At 41.3% G+C, this 18,643-nt stretch carries 18 protein-coding genes and 2 pseudogenes; 4 read left to right on the top strand and 16 right to left on the bottom strand.

What is annotated here, in order from left to right; all coding sequences use genetic code 11:
• Positions 1-651 precede the first annotated feature (651 nt).
• Positions 652-927 (top strand): hypothetical protein, encoded by a 276-nt coding sequence (locus tag FTU44_RS14370; protein WP_180000732.1) that lies wholly within the window; start codon positions 652-654, stop codon positions 925-927.
• 531 nt (positions 928-1,458) lie between these two features.
• Here the strand turns inward: FTU44_RS14370 and FTU44_RS14365 are convergent.
• From FTU44_RS14365 to FTU44_RS14355, 3 genes are all read right to left on the bottom strand, one after another.
• Complete coding sequence (locus tag FTU44_RS14365; RefSeq protein WP_101235089.1) at positions 1,459-2,142, bottom strand: metallophosphoesterase; 684 nt, start codon at positions 2,140-2,142, stop codon at positions 1,459-1,461.
• 172 nt (positions 2,143-2,314) lie between these two features.
• Positions 2,315-2,659, bottom strand: coding sequence for a helix-turn-helix transcriptional regulator (locus tag FTU44_RS14360; RefSeq protein WP_005102094.1), 345 nt, complete (start codon positions 2,657-2,659; stop codon positions 2,315-2,317).
• Between the two features lie 224 nt (positions 2,660-2,883).
• Positions 2,884-3,588, bottom strand: coding sequence for an IS6-like element IS1006 family transposase (locus tag FTU44_RS14355; RefSeq protein ID WP_001067786.1), 705 nt, complete (start codon positions 3,586-3,588; stop codon positions 2,884-2,886).
• A 217-nt stretch (positions 3,589-3,805) separates the two neighbouring features.
• Here FTU44_RS14355 and FTU44_RS14350 point away from each other — a divergent pair, with 217 nt between their 5' ends.
• Positions 3,806-4,978: an iron-containing alcohol dehydrogenase gene (locus FTU44_RS14350; RefSeq protein ID WP_159516847.1), complete on the top strand. Its 1,173-nt coding sequence runs from the start codon at positions 3,806-3,808 to the stop codon at positions 4,976-4,978.
• A 510-nt stretch (positions 4,979-5,488) separates the two neighbouring features.
• Here the strand turns inward: FTU44_RS14350 and FTU44_RS14345 are convergent.
• Entirely contained in the window at positions 5,489-6,670 is a 1,182-nt protein-coding gene (locus FTU44_RS14345; RefSeq protein WP_159516848.1) for a transcriptional regulator, read from the bottom strand.
• A 201-nt stretch (positions 6,671-6,871) separates the two neighbouring features.
• Between FTU44_RS14345 and FTU44_RS14340 the strand changes: the two genes are divergently transcribed.
• Positions 6,872-8,383 carry an aldehyde dehydrogenase family protein gene (locus FTU44_RS14340; protein WP_159516849.1) on the top strand — a complete coding sequence of 504 codons (1,512 nt, stop codon included), beginning with the start codon at positions 6,872-6,874 and terminating at the stop codon, positions 8,381-8,383.
• Between the two features lie 177 nt (positions 8,384-8,560).
• Here FTU44_RS14340 and pnuC read toward each other — a convergent pair whose 3' ends face one another.
• From pnuC to FTU44_RS14285, 11 genes are all read right to left on the bottom strand, one after another.
• Complete coding sequence (pnuC, locus tag FTU44_RS14335; RefSeq protein ID WP_103800505.1) at positions 8,561-9,130, bottom strand: nicotinamide riboside transporter PnuC; 570 nt, start codon at positions 9,128-9,130, stop codon at positions 8,561-8,563.
• A 28-nt stretch (positions 9,131-9,158) separates the two neighbouring features.
• Positions 9,159-11,378 carry a TonB-dependent siderophore receptor gene (locus FTU44_RS14330; protein WP_180051239.1) on the bottom strand — a complete coding sequence of 740 codons (2,220 nt, stop codon included), beginning with the start codon at positions 11,376-11,378 and terminating at the stop codon, positions 9,159-9,161.
• Between the two features lie 51 nt (positions 11,379-11,429).
• Positions 11,430-12,623, bottom strand: a complete 1,194-nt coding sequence (locus FTU44_RS14325) for a phosphotransferase enzyme family protein (RefSeq protein ID WP_005093759.1) — start codon at positions 12,621-12,623, stop codon at positions 11,430-11,432.
• Between the two features lie 261 nt (positions 12,624-12,884).
• Positions 12,885-13,574 (bottom strand): GntR family transcriptional regulator, encoded by a 690-nt coding sequence (locus tag FTU44_RS14320; RefSeq protein ID WP_005093757.1) that lies wholly within the window; start codon positions 13,572-13,574, stop codon positions 12,885-12,887.
• A 207-nt stretch (positions 13,575-13,781) separates the two neighbouring features.
• Positions 13,782-14,402 carry a class I SAM-dependent methyltransferase gene (locus tag FTU44_RS14315; RefSeq protein ID WP_180051236.1) on the bottom strand — a complete coding sequence of 207 codons (621 nt, stop codon included), beginning with the start codon at positions 14,400-14,402 and terminating at the stop codon, positions 13,782-13,784.
• 28 nt (positions 14,403-14,430) lie between these two features.
• Positions 14,431-14,766 (bottom strand): carboxymuconolactone decarboxylase family protein, encoded by a 336-nt coding sequence (locus tag FTU44_RS14310; RefSeq protein ID WP_005093752.1) that lies wholly within the window; start codon positions 14,764-14,766, stop codon positions 14,431-14,433.
• A 49-nt stretch (positions 14,767-14,815) separates the two neighbouring features.
• The gene (locus FTU44_RS14305) at positions 14,816-15,211 is read right to left on the bottom strand and encodes a rhodanese-like domain-containing protein (RefSeq protein ID WP_035337430.1); all 396 of its coding nucleotides are present in this window, start codon (positions 15,209-15,211) and stop codon (positions 14,816-14,818) included.
• 99 nt (positions 15,212-15,310) lie between these two features.
• Positions 15,311-16,093 carry a sulfite exporter TauE/SafE family protein gene (locus FTU44_RS14300; RefSeq protein WP_005093748.1) on the bottom strand — a complete coding sequence of 261 codons (783 nt, stop codon included), beginning with the start codon at positions 16,091-16,093 and terminating at the stop codon, positions 15,311-15,313.
• 68 nt (positions 16,094-16,161) lie between these two features.
• Positions 16,162-17,034 (bottom strand): MBL fold metallo-hydrolase, encoded by an 873-nt coding sequence (locus FTU44_RS14295; protein ID WP_005093746.1) that lies wholly within the window; start codon positions 17,032-17,034, stop codon positions 16,162-16,164.
• Between the two features lie 2 nt (positions 17,035-17,036).
• Positions 17,037-17,453: a DUF6691 family protein gene (locus tag FTU44_RS14290; RefSeq protein ID WP_180051233.1), complete on the bottom strand. Its 417-nt coding sequence runs from the start codon at positions 17,451-17,453 to the stop codon at positions 17,037-17,039.
• 1 nt (position 17,454) lies between these two features.
• Positions 17,455-17,871 carry a YeeE/YedE family protein gene (locus FTU44_RS14285; protein ID WP_016659403.1) on the bottom strand — a complete coding sequence of 139 codons (417 nt, stop codon included), beginning with the start codon at positions 17,869-17,871 and terminating at the stop codon, positions 17,455-17,457.
• A gap of 120 nt (positions 17,872-17,991) precedes the next feature.
• Here FTU44_RS14285 and FTU44_RS14280 point away from each other — a divergent pair.
• A pseudogene (locus FTU44_RS14280) lies at positions 17,992-18,156 on the top strand (transcriptional regulator); the annotation flags it as partial.
• Positions 18,157-18,206: 50 nt separating this feature from the next.
• On the opposite strand, the pseudogene FTU44_RS14275 reads toward FTU44_RS14280, so the two are convergent.
• A pseudogene (locus FTU44_RS14275) lies at positions 18,207-18,643 on the bottom strand (IS6-like element IS26 family transposase); the annotation flags it as partial.

The raw sequence follows: 18,643 nt of genomic DNA, 5'->3' as shown, positions 1-18,643 counted from the left end.
GCCGAGCCGTAAAGCTCAGAAAGCTGTTATTGGACAAAGAAATTTAAATCCTGTGCTTGACTCTTGTGGTTAAAAACAGGACATTTTAAATGGTTTATCGCATAGACATTTTAATTGGTGAATAACATAATTTTAAATAATAAAAAACCCCGGCATCCTGCCGGGGTTTTTTGTATTGGTTCGCTCGGTATAACTCCTGTCGTACCTTACTTTCCTTGTGCCTATCTCTTATTATTCTTCTCTGGAGCATCCTGCTCTCTATGTATCCATCATAGGAAACTGCAGCCAGGTCGTATAGGCGCAAAGGACCGGAATTAATGTGAGCATATACGTACAAGAGTGGCTAAAAACGCTCCAGCTTTTACCAAACTAGAAGAGTCATTCCTTAGTCATGACTAATATTTCGCATAACAGCCATTATATTAAATGGTGATTTTAATAAATCTATAATTAAAAAATTAATGATTTCTTACTCTATTATCTGAATTATGTTATAAAAAAATATTAAAAATAAATAATTTAAGAATGAATAAGTTTTGGATCCGATATCTATCAATAGTTCTAATTTGTATTTTGATAGTTTTTGTCCCAAATATGTATCACGATAAAAAAAGTCTTAATTCAAGGACTGATACACTATGTGGTGTGTATGTGGGAGATACAATATTCGAAAAAAGCCATAGAGTAACCATACCTTTTTTTCATATCCTTCTACCTGATGGAAAGACTGTTTCTTTCAGAAAAAACCTTTCTCTTTCTCAATACCTGTCATTTCTTCTTTGGGGAGATGATTTAAAAAGAATAAAATTAATTTTAGCTAATATGCGTATTGGGCAATCTTATTGTGTGGTTTTTAGTATTGATTACTATGAGGAAAATAGTCCAGCTCCTGTCCCATATCTAATTGGCATTAAAATAAAAGAATGAACATAACTGAAACAACAATTTGAACTTATGCATTCTTTAAGAATTCCTACAATTAACACAATACACGTTATATGAAAGGCCCTATTCATGGGCCTTTTGATCATAGATTTAACATAAAATCTCTTATTCGAAATTGGTTTGTTAGAACACACATTACTAACCAAATTTTCCGACTATTATTTTTTTGTTCAAAAACCCAATTCAATATAATTTTTTAATTATTAAAATCAATAATTTAAACCTAAACAGTAAAGTTCTAGATAGATTTTTTGGTGTAAGTTTTTGTTTACCCCCCATAAATAAAATCTCTATAATTATTTATTTATTTTAAAATCAATATCTTATAAAAATAAAAAATGAATCCAATAGTCGGAAAATTTGTGTTTTTAATAGAAAAACCTTAATTTTTTTAAAATTGAGACTTATAGGTGTAGAGATTCACCCCCCTTAGTTACAGCTGAGAGTGGTGGCAGTCCAAATCTAACTAAAAGGTGTCTATAAAATCAGTAGCTATTCAGTCTTGCAAAATATTCACTTAATTTTTGTTATACAAAGCTTTTGAGTAAAGGATGAACCCACATCAATGTAATAGCAATTATCTAACCGGGTCATTTCCTTGACGATCGTATGTCCCAAATAGATAGCATCTATGTTCTCTACAACATCATAATTATCTGAATAGTTCTTTACTCTTCCACGCCCCCATAGTGCATTTGTGTAAGCTGAAACCATTCCTGAAATCCTGTAATCACCTTGCATGATATCTGCTTTAAAAGCGCCCCATTCATGAATATCAATATCTGCATGAACTACTCCTATTCGTTTATCTAGAAGTTCAAGCTCGATAACGATTGGTAAATCTTCAAAGCTTTTGATAATTTTATGCTGCTGATGTGATGACAACTGATAGAACCACTCACCACCATTTCTTTCATGTAAATGTCTAAGCTTTGAATCAAATAGACTTTTAATACACATTTCTTCGTGATTGCCACGAACGGTTCGAAACCATGGTTTTTTAATCAATGAAAAACATTCTAAATTTTCTTTGCCTTTATCAACCAGGTCACCCGTGCATATCAACAAATCTTTATCAAAGTCAAAATCGATAGCGTTGAGATGGCTCATCAGCAAGTGATAAGAACCATGCAAGTCGCCTACTACGAAGATCGATTTGAAAGATGATCCATCTATAATCTGGATATGATTTGTCATGAGGGAGCATCATCCTACTGATTAATAGCATTATGCATGAATAATATTTTAACTAACCACAGACCTTCAACCAACCTTGATCGCAAAAATAGCCCCAGACGAATTTTTACTTTTGGTCAGCCCATTCAGACATGATCTCAATACTAAATAAGTCCCGTATCAGAAATGTGTGTCACCAATCTGACTTTGGTTTTGCCAGTTGCAGTACAGGTGGCTTGTTATTACCTGATGCTCTTTTGCGAACTTTGCCTTTTAGTTTAAGCAACTGTATAGGTGAAAATGACTCTTCAGGTATTAAAACATTGAAATTATTAATCATGTTTAATGCAGCTAGAATTGCAATTAAATCCGAGAGTTTCGCATTACCTTTCTCAGCATTTAACACCGTTCTTCGACTGATCCATGCTTTACTCGCAACTTCAGCTTGTGTCATATCTCGATTTAATCGAATGCGTTTTAAGCGCTCTCCCAACACTGATGCAATATATACTGGACTGTCATTTTCAGAATACATCATTATTCATCACTCACATTTAGATATTTTATGACCTTATGGCATAGAAAAATCTAGTCAATCCTAAAGTCGTTAAGTCCTAATATTGCACATATCCTGTTTTAATTGCCAGTTATGTGCAAATATCTGTACCTAATACCATATAGATTCTTTCTGATACACACTGAGAATGAGGGGCACTGTTGCAAATAGAAATTTGAGTCGATGATGTTCCCTTTAAAAAGTGCTTAGAGACCGAAAACTCTATTCACCAGATAGACTTCACCCTGAGGCTGACCATAATAAAATGACGAAGCTTGGCCTTTACGTAGTGCACGCATGACTTCAATACCTTTAATTGTGGCATAAGCCGTCTTCATAGATTTGAATCCTAACGTGGCCCTGATGATCCGCTTTAGCTTACCATGATCACATTCAATCACGTTATTTTTATACTTAATCTGCCTGTGCTCAAGGTCTGGTGGACATTTACCTTCCCGTTTTAACCGTGATAAAGCACGTCCATATGTGGGCGCTTTATCCGTGTTGATCACTTGTGGAATTTGCCACTTCTTCACATTATTTAAAATTTTTCCAAGAAAACAATATGCTGATTTGGTATTACGTCTAGAAGAAAGATAAAAATCAATGGTATCGCCACGTTGATCGACTGCACGATACAGATAAGACCATCGTCCATTCACTTTTACATAGGTTTCATCAATATGCCACGAGCTCAGACCTGTAGGATTACGCCAATACCAGCGTAAACGTTTTTCTATTTCAGGAGCATAACGTTGAACCCAACGATAAATCGTCGTGTGATCAACATTCACACCACGTTCGGCCAGCATTTCCTGCAGTTCACGATAGCTAATGCCATATTTACAATACCAGCGCACAGCCCAAAGAATGATTTCGCCCTGAAAATGCCGACCATGGAAAGGATTCATATACTGCACCTTTAGCTAAAACAGTCTTCAGCTTACCATTCGTGGTTATTTGCAACAGTGCCCTTTTAAATACCTCAAATGCATTATTTTGGCTAGAATCAAAAATTTAAATTGGTAGGTATTTGGTAGGTAGGATTCTTTTTAGCTTCATCCAATACTCATATTACGGTGAGGGTCACCGATAAAATAATCAATGGATGGTAGAAGGAATAACACCATGGCTTTTAAAAATATTTCAGATCAAACTAACGGTTTTTATATTCCCTGTGTTTCACTTTTTGGTCCGGGCTGTGCTAAAGAAATCGGGATCAAAGCACAAAATTTAGGCGCCAAGAAAGCACTGATTGTAACTGATGCTGGCCTGTTTAAATTTGGTGTTGCAGATGATATTGCAAATTATTTGAAAGAGGCAGGTGTTGACAGTTATATTTTCCCAGGCGCGGAACCTAATCCAACTGATATTAACGTGCATCATGGAGTTACAGCTTATAATGAAAACGCCTGTGATTTTATTGTATCGTTAGGTGGGGGTTCATCACATGACTGTGCCAAAGGCATCGGTCTGGTCACTGCAGGTGGCGGACATATCCGTGATTATGAAGGGATTGATAAAAGTACCGTTCCGATGACACCACTGATTGCAATCAATACCACGGCAGGGACAGCTTCGGAGATGACACGTTTCTGTATCATTACCAATACCGATACCCATGTGAAAATGGCGATTGTAGATTGGCGTTGTACCCCACTCATTGCGATTGATGACCCTAAACTGATGTTAGCCAAACCTGCAGGCCTGACTGCGGCAACAGGGATGGATGCTCTGACACATGCGGTCGAGGCCTATGTATCTACGGCCGCCAATCCCATCACTGATGCCTGTGCAGAAAAGGCGATCACCATGATCAGTGAATGGCTCAGTCCCGCAGTGGCGAATGGGGATAATCTGGAAGCACGGGATGCCATGAGCTATGCCCAGTATCTTGCAGGCATGGCTTTTAATAATGCCTCTTTAGGTTATGTGCATGCGATGGCGCATCAGCTTGGTGGTTTCTATAACTTGCCACACGGGGTCTGTAATGCGATTTTGCTCCCACATGTCTGTGAGTTTAACCTGATTGCCTGTCCGGAGCGTTATGCCAAAATTGCCCAATTGATGGGGGTGAATATAGAAGGTTTAACTGTAACTGAGGCAGCTTATGAAGCGATTAACGCCATTCGGCAGCTTTCATCGTCAATTGGCATTCCATCAGGTTTAGCGGAATTGAATGTAAAAGAAGCTGACCTCGCCACTATGGCAGAAAATGCGCAAAAAGATGCCTGCATGTTAACCAATCCACGTAAGGCCAGTCATGCTCAAGTCGTGGATATTTTTAAAGCGGCAATGTAATACCTCCTTGTAAGTCTTATTTTCAATCATCTGACTTACACTTTAACAGGCCTTATTTCGCCTACTGAAGAAGTATGCCAATAGCAATTCATTGCTTTTGGCTACCGCTTTTACCTTCATAATAGGATAAAAAATAGAGGGGAATTATTTTATAAGTCCCCTAGCCTAAAAATATCCATGTTTATCCTAGAGCATAAAAATATCCTAATTTCTTCTACTTCGTTCCAGCCAGAAAAAATTTCCCATCGTATGATCTTAATATCATATTTAATCTCTGAGGAATAAACTGTACGTCCTTCATATGAAATGAAGATGATCGTAGCTGATTTTGATGAAGTGAGTCCCCTCAAGCGGCCAAGTAAATGGCATAGCCACTGAAAAATCATCAGATTAATAAAATTTTAGGATCTGATTCAGATGAAATCGACAAGTAAATCTATTGTGAATAGGGATGATGCTAAATATTCCAGGATTTTCCTATATAGCCTTCTACCGCTGAAGGGATTCGTTTTAAAGGTCTTTATATTTTAAAAGAGTTTGATGGACGGGATGGGTTTTGGGCATTAGTTCAATCAGGCGTTCCACCGCATCAATCGCTTCAGGGAAATGCGATACATGTTTCAGCAGGACGTCAGTTTCATTGGCTTTAAAAATGGCATTACTTAGACGTGATTCCAGACAATCTCGCCAGGCACATAAAAATGGACTTTCCGTTTTAGCCAGAAATACGCCAGTACATAATTTTAGGGCAGAATTAATATATCCAGCATCCAGAGACTGTTCGGTAAGTAAAAAATCGGCCTCTACATGTACCAATAATCGGTAAGGCCTAGAACCTAACATGCCCCCCAGTACATCGCGCAACTGCGACATTTCTGCTTTTAAGGTGCCCATACTAACTTTGCGTTCACCATATAAGGCCTGATGCAAGGTATCCAGACTCAAGCCTTGCGGGCATAAGGCCAAAATGGTCAAAATTTCAATCTGGCGAGGGGTCAGAACCAGCATCTTGCCATTAAACAGTATTTGGGGTACTGAAAAAGCCCGAATGAACAGGCGTTGCTTCTGGCATTCTAACAAAGCAGATTGAATGATTGTGGCGCAACGCTCAGCAGCCAACAGGGCCAAACTGTTATGCTTCTGCCAAGTGGTAGATAGATCAATGACACCTAAGATCTGTTTTGAATAGGGATCGATAATCGGTGCAGCATAACAAACCCAGTCATGAATGGAGGACATGTAATGTTCACTGGAAAAGACACAGGTGGATTGTTGCGTTTTTAAGGAGAGTGCCAGTGCATTGGTTCCGACCAGCTCTTCGCGCCATTGCCCACCTTCAATAAAATGTACACTTTCTGCGGCACTTTGCATTTGTGGGCTAGAAGCTGCCCAAATGATGGTACTGCCGATATCTCCGACCGCCAGCACCATAGAAGATTGCTCGGCAATATGTTTTAAATCCTGAGCACAATGTTGCAGGGCTTGGGCTAAAGTTGAGGAAGAAGTGGTCTTTTTTAAATCCGTCAGCGGTGCTGCTAAACGATTCTTCGGGATTTCAGCCGAGGATGAACGTTGCCAGGAGCTGGCAATACTCTGTCCCAGCTGTTCTGCATGTAAGGGAGACAAACTGCTGTTTTGCCGAAGCTGATCAGTATTGTGCCTTTTTTCCATCAAATCTTGTTTTGTCATCATTCCTTATTCTCACAACAATTCATGATTTACATCCGCTGTAATCGTTATTTTTTTAAAATGGATGAAAATATCGTGAACATGCTAGCTCCAACCTTTTTCCAACCTTATACCAGTTATATTAATCAAATAAGATGCAGAAGTACCTTATACCAAAGCTGTAGAAGCGGTTTTGCCATACGAAAATAAGCAAAGGAAATACATATGCGTTACGTCAATCCTAATCAACCTGGTTCAAAAGTTCATTTTAAAGCACAATACGAGAATTTTATTGGCGGCGAATGGGTCGCTCCGGTCAAAGGTGAATACTTTGACAACATCTCTCCGGTAGATGGCAAAGTCTTTACCAAGGTTCCGCGTTCTTCTGTAGAAGACATTGAATTGGCCCTGGATGCAGCGCACAAAGCCAAAGAACAATGGAACAGAGCATCGCCGACCACCCGCTCCAATATTCTGTTGAAAATTGCCGATCGTCTGGAACAAAATCTGGAACTTCTGGCTGTGGCAGAAACCTGGGACAATGGCAAACCGATCCGTGAAACGCTGGCTGCCGATATTCCGCTGGCTATTGACCATTTCCGTTATTTTGCCGGCTGTATTCGTGCGCAGGAAGGCGGCATTTCCGAAATTGATGAAGATACGATTGCTTATCATTTTCATGAGCCGTTGGGCGTCGTGGGTCAGATTATCCCGTGGAACTTTCCGATTCTGATGGCTGTCTGGAAACTGGCACCTGCCCTGGCTGCGGGCAACTGCATTGTGTTGAAACCTGCAGAACAGACTCCGGTCAGCATTCTGGTGCTGGCTGAACTGATTCAGGATATTTTGCCACCGGGTGTCCTGAATATCGTCAATGGTTATGGGGTTGAAGTCGGTCGCCCGCTAGCCACCAACCCACGCATTGCCAAGATTGCCTTTACCGGTTCCACCGCCGTCGGTCAGATGATCATGCAATATGCCACCGAAAATATTATTCCGGTGACGCTGGAACTGGGGGGTAAATCACCGAATCTGTTCTTTGCCGACATCATGGATCAGGAAGACGATTATCTGGACAAAGCGCTGGAAGGTTTTGCCATGTTTGCCCTGAACCAGGGTGAAATCTGCACCTGTCCATCGCGTGCGCTGATCCAGGAAAGTATTGCTGACGAATTTCTGGCGCGTGCCGTTGAACGGGTGAAACGGATTAAAACCGGGCATCCGCTGGATACTGACACCATGATTGGCGCGCAAGCCTCACAGGAACAGCAGGACAAGATTCTGGGCTGTATTGCCACTGGTCGTGAAGAAGGCGCACAGATCCTGACTGGTGGTGAAGCACGTCAGGAAGTGGGTCAAGGTTTCTATATTGAGCCGACTATCTTTAAAGGCACCAATGACATGAAGACCTTCCAGGATGAAATCTTCGGGCCTGTATTGGCTGTGACCACCTTTAAAGACTTTGATGATGCGATCAAGATCGCCAACGATACGATTTACGGACTCGGTGCCGGGGTCTGGTCACGCTCAGCGCATACTTCCTACCGTGCTGGCCGTGCCATTCAGGCCGGTCGGGTCTGGACCAACTGTTATCACATCTACCCTGCGCATGCGGCTTTCGGTGGCTATAAAAAATCCGGCATTGGTCGTGAGAATCACAGAATGATGCTGGATCATTATCAACAAACCAAAAATCTGTTAGTGAGCTATTCGACCAAACCAGCCGGGTTCTTTTAAGAAGTGAAATACATTCAAAGCGAACTTCGGTTCGCTTTGAATGTATGGTAGCTAGCTTTCACAAAATATCAGCAACATCTTCAAGCTGCGGCCAATTCAAATAAAGTTTTTAGTCTATAAACACTTTTTTTAAAGGAAAGAGCATCACCTCAAATTTCTATTTGCAATAGTGTCATTTCAAGATAATTTCACTCTATAAAGATTTCGCCACATTCTCCAGCCATTCAGTGCAAGAAGAATAAAGAGAAAATAGAGTACGGCTGTTAAATACAATGATTTATGGGTGTACATACCGACATAAATCACATCTAGAACACACCACAAGCCCCAGCTTTCAATATATTTTTTTGCCGCCCAATAACTTGCCACCAAGCTAAAAGAGGCTAACATGGAGTCCAACCAAGGTAGTGACGCTGCGGTGAAATGAGCAAATAAGGCACCAATCACCAGACCAGCGACAATACCCACAATCAGGCTATATACCCAGATTTTTTTATTCAAATAGCCAATCTGTACAGTCAGATCCTGGTCTTGATCTTTCTTCGACCAGCTATACCAGCCATAGAGTTGCATCAAGATAAATACGGCTTGTAATGCTGCGTCTGCAAATAAATTGACACGATAAAAAATAATGATATACAGAAATACAGCGACAATATTCACTACCCAGCAGGCTTTATATTGTTTAGACGTCAACCAGACACCTAAAACATTTAAAATGAACGCTGCAATTTCTATATTTTCCATAGCAATATAACCTGATTAAGCAGCCAATTTAGAAGTTCAGATTGAATGACAAGGTTGCTGTACGCGGCGAACCCAAGAATAAATAATCGTCACCCAAAAATTCACCTGCATCACGCCAGTATTTCTTGTTGAACAGATTATTAATATTCAAGCGTAGCAATGCATCGGTCGTATTTAGCTTAAATTGATAAGCAGCGCCTAAATCAACCACACTATAACCTGCGACTTTCGCAGCACCCTCTTTGTTAGCATATTTGCTGGAACTGTATTGACCACCTGCCAGAACAGTGAAACCTGCAATGCTCGGTACGTTATAGCGAAGATGTGTTGCGAAACGAACTTTTGGCACGTTTTGCGCCTGATGATTGCCATATTCAACCGCTTCTACATTTTCTAAACGGGCTTTAGTCAAGGCTAAAGATGAAGTTAAGGCCAGATGATCGGTTAATGCACCATTCAGTCCGAGCTCCAGACCCTGACTATGTTGTTCGCCTTCCGCAACAAAATAGCGAAGTCCTGAAATCGGCTTGCTATATTGGTTGTCTTGGCGTAAATCAAATAGCGAGGCAGTCAATAAAAACTGCTTGATCTGTTGTTTTAGGCCAATTTCATATTGCTCTGAATAGATCGGCGCTAGAGTTTCAGCAGCATTCTCTGCAAACCAAGGCGCTGTCTTTCCATCTGACAAACCTTTGGCATAAGAGGCATACAGAGTTGTTGACTCTACCGGGCTATAACTCACTGCAAACTGTGGTAAAAATTTGCCTAAATCCGTATCACGAACTTTTATTACCTGCTTACCCTCTGCATCATAAGCATGTGCTTGTTCATCAAGCTCGATCCATTTTCCACCAATCAAAGTAGACCATTTCTCATTCCACTCAATACGATCTAAAACCGTAAAAGCAGTCTGTTCACTATCTAAAGCTTTAAAATAGGGACCGACATCACCTAATTGTTGTTCTACTTGTAGTGGATCCTCATAAATATTACCTGCAATATCTATGTCCTCTGGGTTCTCGTATAAATGTGTATATATGTTTCTATTTAATCCAGGATATCGATCACGAGATTTATTGGTTTGCGTAATATCAAAATTTAGATAATGTTGTGCCCAGTTGGTATCAATCACCCCATCCAATTTGACTTTAAATTGATTGGTCTTAAAGGTGTCATCTGGGTTGCGATAATCATAAATATCATAATTGCCATTAGCGTCAAAGGTGTTGCCTAAGCCATTATATTCACATACCGTGGCATAGCATCCCCAAGCAAATGTTGAATAATCATCAACCTTGGATTTACTGTGCGCTGCAACAAGTCCCAAGTTCCAGTCATCATTCAAGGCATAACTATATTTTAAACCAGTATTCAGACTATCGATCGTGACCGGTTTACCCCAAGTCTGGTAACCAAGCAATCGATCCCATTTCACATTTTCTGGGACTTTGCCATCCAGTAATTGATAGCCTGGCACTGATTTTTGTTCGGAACGCTGTGCTTCAAGATCAAATTCCAATTTAGATTGCTCAGATGTTTTCCAGTCTAAGGCCAATGCCGCTAAATAGCGCTCACCATCCACGTGATCGACATAAGACTCAATCTGCTCATTCACCAGATTGATGCGATATCCGAATTGCTGCTCATCACCCAAAAAACCACCGAGATCAGTTGCCACTGAAAACTGGCCGTGTTGATCGGCAGAGAATGTCAGGGCCTGGATATCTTTGGGTCGCTTGGTGACATAATTGACCACACCACCCGGGGTCGACATACCACTTTGAATCGCGGAAATGCCTTTTAAAATTTCCACACGTTCTTTGTTTTCAAGTGCAACGTTTTGTTCACCACGAATCACATTGCCATTAATGAGGTAGCTTGATGCCAAATCGAGTTCAAAGCCACGCGAGACAAAGTTTGGATAATAGCCAATTGCAGCATAGCCATCACCGATGGCTGCATCATTTTTTACCACATCGCTCAGCACGCGAGCATGTTGTTCAGCAATGAGATCGGCAGTCACGATAGAGACCGATGCAGGTATTTTTTGCAGACTGTCCGTAGCAAATCCCTCGACATTCACTTTGGCACTCGAGTAAGGGATGCTTTGATCGGCTGTAATGACAATCGTGTCAAGCTGTTGAACATCGTCTTCAGCATAAGTCAGCGGGGCTAAACAAAGCTGCGACAGAATGATCATATTTAAAGATCGGGTTAATACATTCTGTTTGAGTTGACGATTGTTCATACGAAACCTTATGTATTTGAAGTGGGTGATGATGCCGGGTTTAGAGAGCAACTAAGAAGAGTGCAATTCGTGTTGAATGAGCCGGGTTAAAGTCTGGGTAAATTGTTGGCCTTGTTCGCCAAAGAACCAGTCCACATGACCGATAATCCAGTCGTAATAAGCCGCATCTGCATGGTTGAGGTTGTGGGTAATGCCCACAAAATACTCCAGCTCTGAAAAAGCGAAATCCAGATGCACGATTTTCAGCAGTTCTGGCAAAATACTAAAATCTTCTTGTGGATGTATCTCGGAAAAATAAGCATGGAGAAAAGCGGTTAAACCGGCTTCATCAATCGGAATATGTGGGTTCTGCTTTAATTCCAACCAATCAATGAAATTACGTTCAATCGTCACAGCCAGATCATAAAGTGCCGAATTTCGGTCAGATAAACCAAAATCAATTACGGCAGTAATCTCCGCTTTGGCATCCGGTGCTGACCAAAATAGATTAGAAGCGTGTAAATCGTTATGGGTCCAAATTCTGCTTGCCTGTTGCAATACAGGCTGAATACGCTGGTGAACCTGTAAGATTTGATCTAAAAAGTAAGGATCTAAATTTTTGTCGGCACAGTAACGGCTTAATTCTGGACTGTTTACAATGCGCCGTTGAATGGCTGTAACGATATTTTCACTGTTTAAAAGCTGCTGATTGGACAATAAATAAGATGCTGATCGGCCTTGCCGCTCAGGAAAATCCTGCATGGCCATATGTAAGCTTGCCAGTAATTGCCCCGCTTTCGCAGCATGTTCAGCATAGAAAAAAGGTTTCCAGGATTGCTGATCTGCATACAGATCTAAGCCGGCTGCTTTTGCATAGACTTCATAGGTCCAGTCACCTAGCTCTAAAGCGGTCAGACCTTGATTTGAGCTAATCAATGCTGCAACAGGAATTTCTTTGCTAGCTAAATGCTGAAGAACGGCATGCTCCTGTAAAATATCGCGGGCACGACGAAAGGAACAATGGCTGCGCTTAATCAAATACTGATGCGCGACTATTTCATCCCTGCTCACAAGATCCTGCTCTACTTTAACCAATACTGCAGATGAAAATGGCCGTGGACTACACCACAAAATCTGAATATGACCTTGTAAACAGGAATACTGCTGCTGCAGGCTTTGTAATTCTGGATCAGAAATATGTGCCCAGTCTTTATTTTCCCAGGCATTGCCCATACCATGACCTAAATCATCAGTCATTGTGGTCATTATCAATATCCCTGAGCCAGATCATCATGTGGTAATGGAGAGTCATCATTTAAGCAAACATCTACACAGTATTTTCAAATACATTTAATATTTAAGGTTTGTCCCAAAATTAAGTGGTACATACCAGTATTAAATTGGAGGCAAGTTTAGCCTTTTAAATATAAAAATAGAATGCTTAATAATTAAAATTATTTTAAAAATAAAAAATCCTAAAAACACAGAAGTTTTTAGGATTTGAATGGATTGGAGATAAATATAAGCTTATGCGTGAATATCTAGGGTCATTTCAATTTTGTCCTGAGACCAGATTTCGATGTCATATTCAATCACCAGATCGTTTGATTTTGAAATACGTTCAATGTAAGTTGCTGTTTGGCTTATAGGAATTCCTAAATATTGGCTCTCAAAATGAGAGACACCGGTATTTTTAATTTTTAACTGACTACTCGTATAATCATAATCAAAGTGATTTTTAATGACATCTTGGACCGAAGTAATCACGTCATAATTCAGCACATCTGGAAATAGCGCAACAGGCAGATAATTGTATTCAAGGAGTACCGGGACATCATCAGCATAACGTAAACGGATAATTTCAATAAAGCCGAGTCTTCTCGTTGCTTCACTAAAAACATCACTGTGATCAAATCGCTCCAGCTGTCTGGTCGAGATCAGTTCTGTTCTGGCATTAAAACCCTGTGCCTTCATATAAGAACGAAAATTTTCAATTGAGTTTGGATAGTATTGAATTTTTTTATTACTCACAAACCAGCCGAGATTTTGCCGTTTGTAAATTTTATCTTCGGCACGAAGCTGTTCATAAGCCTTACGCACTGTTTCCCTTGAACAGTTAAACTTTAATGCCAAGTAACGTTCCGATGGAATCATTTGATTAGAACTGTATTTTTTCAATTCAGCCTCAATCAAATCTCTGATTTCCATATACTTCATTCAGTGAATCCAGCTCGTCAGCGTAAGTTATATTGATGGTACTAAATTAAAGAACAGAGGAAAATTAAAAAAGGTACAGATCAGTAAAAAGATACATTCCCTAGTCTTAATGAGAATTTTTACGGTAATGGTAATCCCCCCTAAAAATATTGATGATGAGAATGCAGGACCTTATCGTCAGCAAAATGTATTAAATTCACTTATGCTCTACTTCCTCACTTGTATCGCAAATTGAATAACATGGCATTTACCACAATGTAATTTTCCCTCCTGCCTTTCTTGCTCCCCGACATAAAAGTGATGGATGTGGTCCTGTCCGAAGACTTCTAGAATGCAACGAGGATCGTATAAATATTCGATATTTGAAGGACCACCGGTTTTATAGTCGATCTGTTCCTTTGAATATAGCTCACCAATAAACCATCCACCGTTGAGCAAGGATTTTCTTATGCCTTCTAAAACCTGTTTTTGTGTTTCTATATCGAAATGACCAAATACACAGATCACATTTTGATAAAACTCCGATGGCCATTGAGCTACTGTTAAATCAACATGTTTAAGTTCAACTTTTATCCCTTGGGCTTCAGCCTTGCTGGACAGATGCGTCAAAGCAACATCAGAATAATCCCAGACTTCCGCTGAAAAAGGGTAACCCTGCTGTCTTGCCCGCTCAGCCAGGTATAAGATATTCCGTCCTTCACCTTCAGCAATTGCCAGTGTTTTACCCTCTATTCGGATTTTGTCCGAAATTTGCTGAATGAAAAGATTTGCTGCTGTGCCATACAGATCTTGCGTCCGGGCATACAATTCATTCCAGTGCTGACTCATTTCAGCCTCCATTTACTAAACGATTCAATCAGCTGGAAAACTCTTTAAATGCCTCTAGGGCATTTGCGGCATACATCAATGAAGGTCCTCCACCCATATAGACGGCAACGCCTAAAACTTCTTCCAGTTCCCGTAGGGTCATGCCCATTTTGACTAAGGTTCGAACATGAAAACCGATACAACCATCACAACGTGCCGCCACACCAATCGCCAAGGCAATTAACTCCTTGGTTTTCGGATCAATCACGCCATCACGCATAGCAGTCTGTGACAATTGGTTAAAACTTTTCATTAAATCAGGCGAATCCTGACTTAAAGTTCTTAAACTGCCCGAAATGTTCTGGGTTAATTCTTTGTATTTCATTGCTTCACCTCAAATAAAGAAATCAGCATTCATTTATATATTCAATAGCTTATTTTTCTACCGGATAGCCCTGTTCCAGCCAGGCCTGGTAACCACCCTGAACCGACTTGACCTGGGTAAAACCCATATTCTGTAAGGTATCGGTTGCCAGTGCTGAACGTCCACCCGTACCACAAATCAAATAAATCGGCTGATCTTTAAGATGTTCCAGTGCCTGCTGGGTATCACAATGATGACTGGCTAAGGGATGCTGGTGAATTCGCATTTCCAAAATACCACGTGGATAATTCACCGCCCGGTCTATCGCTGCTGCTTGGAATTCATCTGGTTCCCGAACATCAATCAGTATGGTTTTATGGTTTTGCATCGCCTCAAACAATTCATTTACGCTGACTTCCTGAATCCGGCTTTTTGCATTCCGGATCAATTGCTCTGCAGTTTTCATCATTTTCATTCTTCCTCGGCCATTAAAACGATATTCACATTGCATAAACGATGCTCAGGGAGATTAAAGCGCTTTAGTTTAGGTACTTAATCGTCTGTTTTAGCCCATGAGCGCTGAATAGATTAAATACATAGCTACCCCAACCACGGTTGTGGCAAATATTTTCTGTACCTTGTTACTGTCAATCCGATGCATCAGACTGCGTCCAATGAACATCCCGACAATACAGGCCAGGACAAAGGCCAGTGTGACCGAAACAGGATATTGAAAGCCCTCCAGTACGTGTGCAGAAATGCTGACCCCACCAATCAGGAAAATAATCATGAGAGAGGTCGCCACGATGCTGCGCATATCGAGATCGGTGAATTTACGCAGGGCTGGAACAATAACAAAACCACCCCCAACGCCAAGCAGACCCGTTAATAAACCTGCCACTACACCAATACCAGCCAGAAAGGAGGCCGTTTTCACATTCCAGATCAGACGACCGGTGGTTTGATTGACCTTGCACGGTGCATTACCATGATCATGGACTTTATTAAAGAAGATCCGGTAAGCAACAATCAGCATGACCAGACTGAAAGCCAGCGTCAGCCAGACTGCAGAAACGATATCAGCCAAATGCACGCCATAACGGGCTGAAGGAATACTGATCAATGCGATCCAGAGCGCAGCGCGATAACGTACAATACGCTTGAATAAACCTTCGAACGTTCCAACCAAGGCCGACAGCGTGACTGCCAGCAAGCCTACCGGCGCAGCCTGAGCTACCGTCCAACCCTGACTCGCCATCAGTGCCGGTACAGCCAGAATGCCGCCACCAGAACCGGTTAGACCCAGCAAGCCACCAATCGCCAATCCTTCCAGTATTAATGCCCACATCGCCCTCTCCCTTATCCACAAAAATGATTCAATAAAAGTTGAATTTTTTGTTGAATCACGACACAGGCTTATTTGAAGTAGTTAAGAGGAAGCTTGAGGTAAGAAACACCATTTGGTTCTGGCTCAGGAAACTGCCCTGCTTTCATATTGATCTGAATCGCCGGTAGAATCAGTTTAGGCATACTCAGTCCTGAATCCCGCTGGTTGCGCATCTGAGCAAATTCAGCTTTACTGATTCCCTGATGAATATGAATATTCTGTGTCTTTTGTGTCTGTATATCAGATTCACACACATAGGATTCACGTGTTTCAGGCAAATAGTCATGACATAAAAAGACCCGGGTATCTTCTGGCAACTGAAACAGGCTTTGTACCGAATCATAAAGCTGTTCTGCACTGCCACGCGGAAAGTCACAACGTGCTGTACCATAATCTGGCATAAACAGGGTATCACCCACAAAAACCGCATCACCAATCACATAACTCAGGCAAGCAGGCGTATGTCCCGGTGTTGGAATGTTATAGGCTTTCAATGTTCCGATTTGGAACGACTCATGATCTTCAAATAAATAATCAAAGAGCTGCTGGGCATTCCATTGTTTAATATCCAGATGATAAATCGCGCCAAAAGTTTGCTGAACAATACCAATTTTCTGGCTCATGGCAATCTTGCCACCTAACTCAGCTTTGAGGTATTGCGCTGCAGTCAGATGATCAGCATGGACATGGGTTTCCAGAATCCACTCGACCGTTAAACCCTGCTCTTTAATATAGGCAATAATTTTATCGGCATGAATAGTTGAGGTACTTGCTGATGCCGGATCGTAATCCAGAACGCTATCAATAATGGCGCAGGCTTTGGTTGCAGGATCACGTACAACATAACTGAAGGTATTGGTATCTTCGTGAAAAAAATCTTTTACTATAGGTAAGTTTGACATCGTTAAGCTCCTGACCATTTACGGTGAATCCATACACCCACCAGCATTGCTACAATAAAATAGAGCACTTGATAGTGGCCCAAACCGATCAAGGTGAAACTTGGCGCCGGACAGATGCCGGCAATGCCCCAACCTGCACCAAATAAAACCGCACCTGTGATCAGTTTTTTATCTATCTGATTATTTTTAGGTAAATCAATAGGGTCATTAAATACTGTTTTCGGTTGCGCCGTACGTAATGCTTTCTGGAAGGGAATAAAAGCCACCGCAATCGCGCCCATCATGACAAAGGCCAGACTGGCATCCCAATCGCCAAACAGATCCAGGAAATCGAGTACTTTTTCCGGATTGGACATGCCTGATACCATCAATCCCACAGAGAACAGCGTACCAAATAAAAAGGCAAACACATTTTTCATTTTAGAATGCTCCTGTGATATGACGGATAATATAAACAGCGACAAAACCTGCAAACATGAAAGTCATGGTCGCGATGATAGAACGCTTAGACAGGCGACTGATGCCACAAATTCCGTGACCACTGGTACAGCCCGAACCTAAGCGTGTCCCAAAGCCCACTAGCAGACCTGCCACAATCATCATCAGTGGGCTGGCATTCAATTCGATTTCAGGTTGTACAAACAGACCATAAATAAACGGTGTGAGGATCAAGCCTAATAAAAACCAGATTGCAGGCGTTTTAAACATGGTTTTTGAGTTTAATACTTGCCCAATCAAACCACTGATTCCTGCAATACGGCCATTGACGTAAAGATAACCAACTACGGAAAGCCCGAGCATTAAGCCGCCAATAAATGCGATGAGGAAGTCATGCATGATGAATTAATCCCTATACAATATACTTTTTTATATTATATAATAAAAAATATTAATCAAGCAGTTTTATGGTAAATTATGTAAACTGCACGGGCTACATCAAAAGTTGTGAGGACATTTATGGATATGATTGCTGAAAATGCCAAAATTGATTTTTCTCAAGTCGATTTCGTCAGCCAATGCCTAAAAGTTTTGGCCAATCCTGATCGTCTGAAAATCTTATGTGTCCTGGTCGATGGGGAAATGAATGTTCAGGAAATTGAAGAATCTACTGACATTCATCGGCACTGTTGCAAAGTTAGCGATGAGGCAGCCTTTTGTCTTATTCAAAGGCCTTACATTTCAAAAACTCTGCTTACCAGGCGCATTTCGCCCAGGGGATCACCATAATAAAATGCTGAGGCCTGGCCTTTGCGTAGTGCACGCATCACCTCAATACCTTTGATGGTGGCGTAAGCCGTCTTCATGGATTTAAATCCCAGCGTGGCGCCGATTATCCGTTTCAGTTTGCCATGATCGCATTCAATCACGTTGTTCCGGTACTTAATCTGTCGGTGTTCAACGTCAGACGGGCACCGGCCTTCGCGTTTGAGCAGAGCAAGCGCGCGACCATAGGCGGGCGCTTTATCCGTGTTGATGAATCGCGGGATCTGCCACTTCTTCACGTTGTTGAGGATTTTACCCAGAAACCGGTATGCAGCTTTGCTGTTACGACGGGAGGAGAGATAAAAATCGACAGTGCGGCCCCGGCTGTCGACGGCCCGGTACAGAT

The sequence above is a fragment of the Acinetobacter sp. YH12105 genome, from assembly GCF_013419095.1.
GTDB lineage: Bacteria > Pseudomonadota > Gammaproteobacteria > Pseudomonadales > Moraxellaceae > Acinetobacter > Acinetobacter pseudolwoffii.
Note: the sequence above shows the minus strand (reverse complement) of the source record. Positions and strands in the feature narration are given on the sequence as shown.

Bases quoted from the DNA above. Each gene is read 5' to 3' on its own strand.
- FTU44_RS14365 (WP_101235089.1), bottom strand. From the start codon at position 2,142: ATGACAAATCATATCCAGATTATAGATGGATCATCTTTCAAATCGATC.
- FTU44_RS14360 (WP_005102094.1), bottom strand. From the start codon at position 2,659: ATGATGTATTCTGAAAATGACAGTCCAGTATATATTGCATCAGTGTTG.
- FTU44_RS14355 (WP_001067786.1), bottom strand. From the start codon at position 3,588: ATGAATCCTTTCCATGGTCGGCATTTTCAGGGCGAAATCATTCTTTGG.
- FTU44_RS14350 (WP_159516847.1), top strand. From the start codon at position 3,806: ATGGCTTTTAAAAATATTTCAGATCAAACTAACGGTTTTTATATTCCC.
- FTU44_RS14345 (WP_159516848.1), bottom strand. From the start codon at position 6,670: ATGATGACAAAACAAGATTTGATGGAAAAAAGGCACAATACTGATCAG.
- FTU44_RS14340 (WP_159516849.1), top strand. From the start codon at position 6,872: ATGCGTTACGTCAATCCTAATCAACCTGGTTCAAAAGTTCATTTTAAA.
- pnuC (WP_103800505.1), bottom strand. From the start codon at position 9,130: ATGGAAAATATAGAAATTGCAGCGTTCATTTTAAATGTTTTAGGTGTC.
- FTU44_RS14330 (WP_180051239.1), bottom strand. From the start codon at position 11,378: ATGAACAATCGTCAACTCAAACAGAATGTATTAACCCGATCTTTAAAT.
- FTU44_RS14325 (WP_005093759.1), bottom strand. From the start codon at position 12,623: ATGACCACAATGACTGATGATTTAGGTCATGGTATGGGCAATGCCTGG.
- FTU44_RS14320 (WP_005093757.1), bottom strand. From the start codon at position 13,574: ATGAAGTATATGGAAATCAGAGATTTGATTGAGGCTGAATTGAAAAAA.
- FTU44_RS14315 (WP_180051236.1), bottom strand. From the start codon at position 14,402: ATGAGTCAGCACTGGAATGAATTGTATGCCCGGACGCAAGATCTGTAT.
- FTU44_RS14310 (WP_005093752.1), bottom strand. From the start codon at position 14,766: ATGAAATACAAAGAATTAACCCAGAACATTTCGGGCAGTTTAAGAACT.
- FTU44_RS14305 (WP_035337430.1), bottom strand. From the start codon at position 15,211: ATGAAAACTGCAGAGCAATTGATCCGGAATGCAAAAAGCCGGATTCAG.
- FTU44_RS14300 (WP_005093748.1), bottom strand. From the start codon at position 16,093: ATGTGGGCATTAATACTGGAAGGATTGGCGATTGGTGGCTTGCTGGGT.
- FTU44_RS14295 (WP_005093746.1), bottom strand. From the start codon at position 17,034: ATGTCAAACTTACCTATAGTAAAAGATTTTTTTCACGAAGATACCAAT.
- FTU44_RS14290 (WP_180051233.1), bottom strand. From the start codon at position 17,453: ATGAAAAATGTGTTTGCCTTTTTATTTGGTACGCTGTTCTCTGTGGGA.
- FTU44_RS14285 (WP_016659403.1), bottom strand. From the start codon at position 17,871: ATGCATGACTTCCTCATCGCATTTATTGGCGGCTTAATGCTCGGGCTT.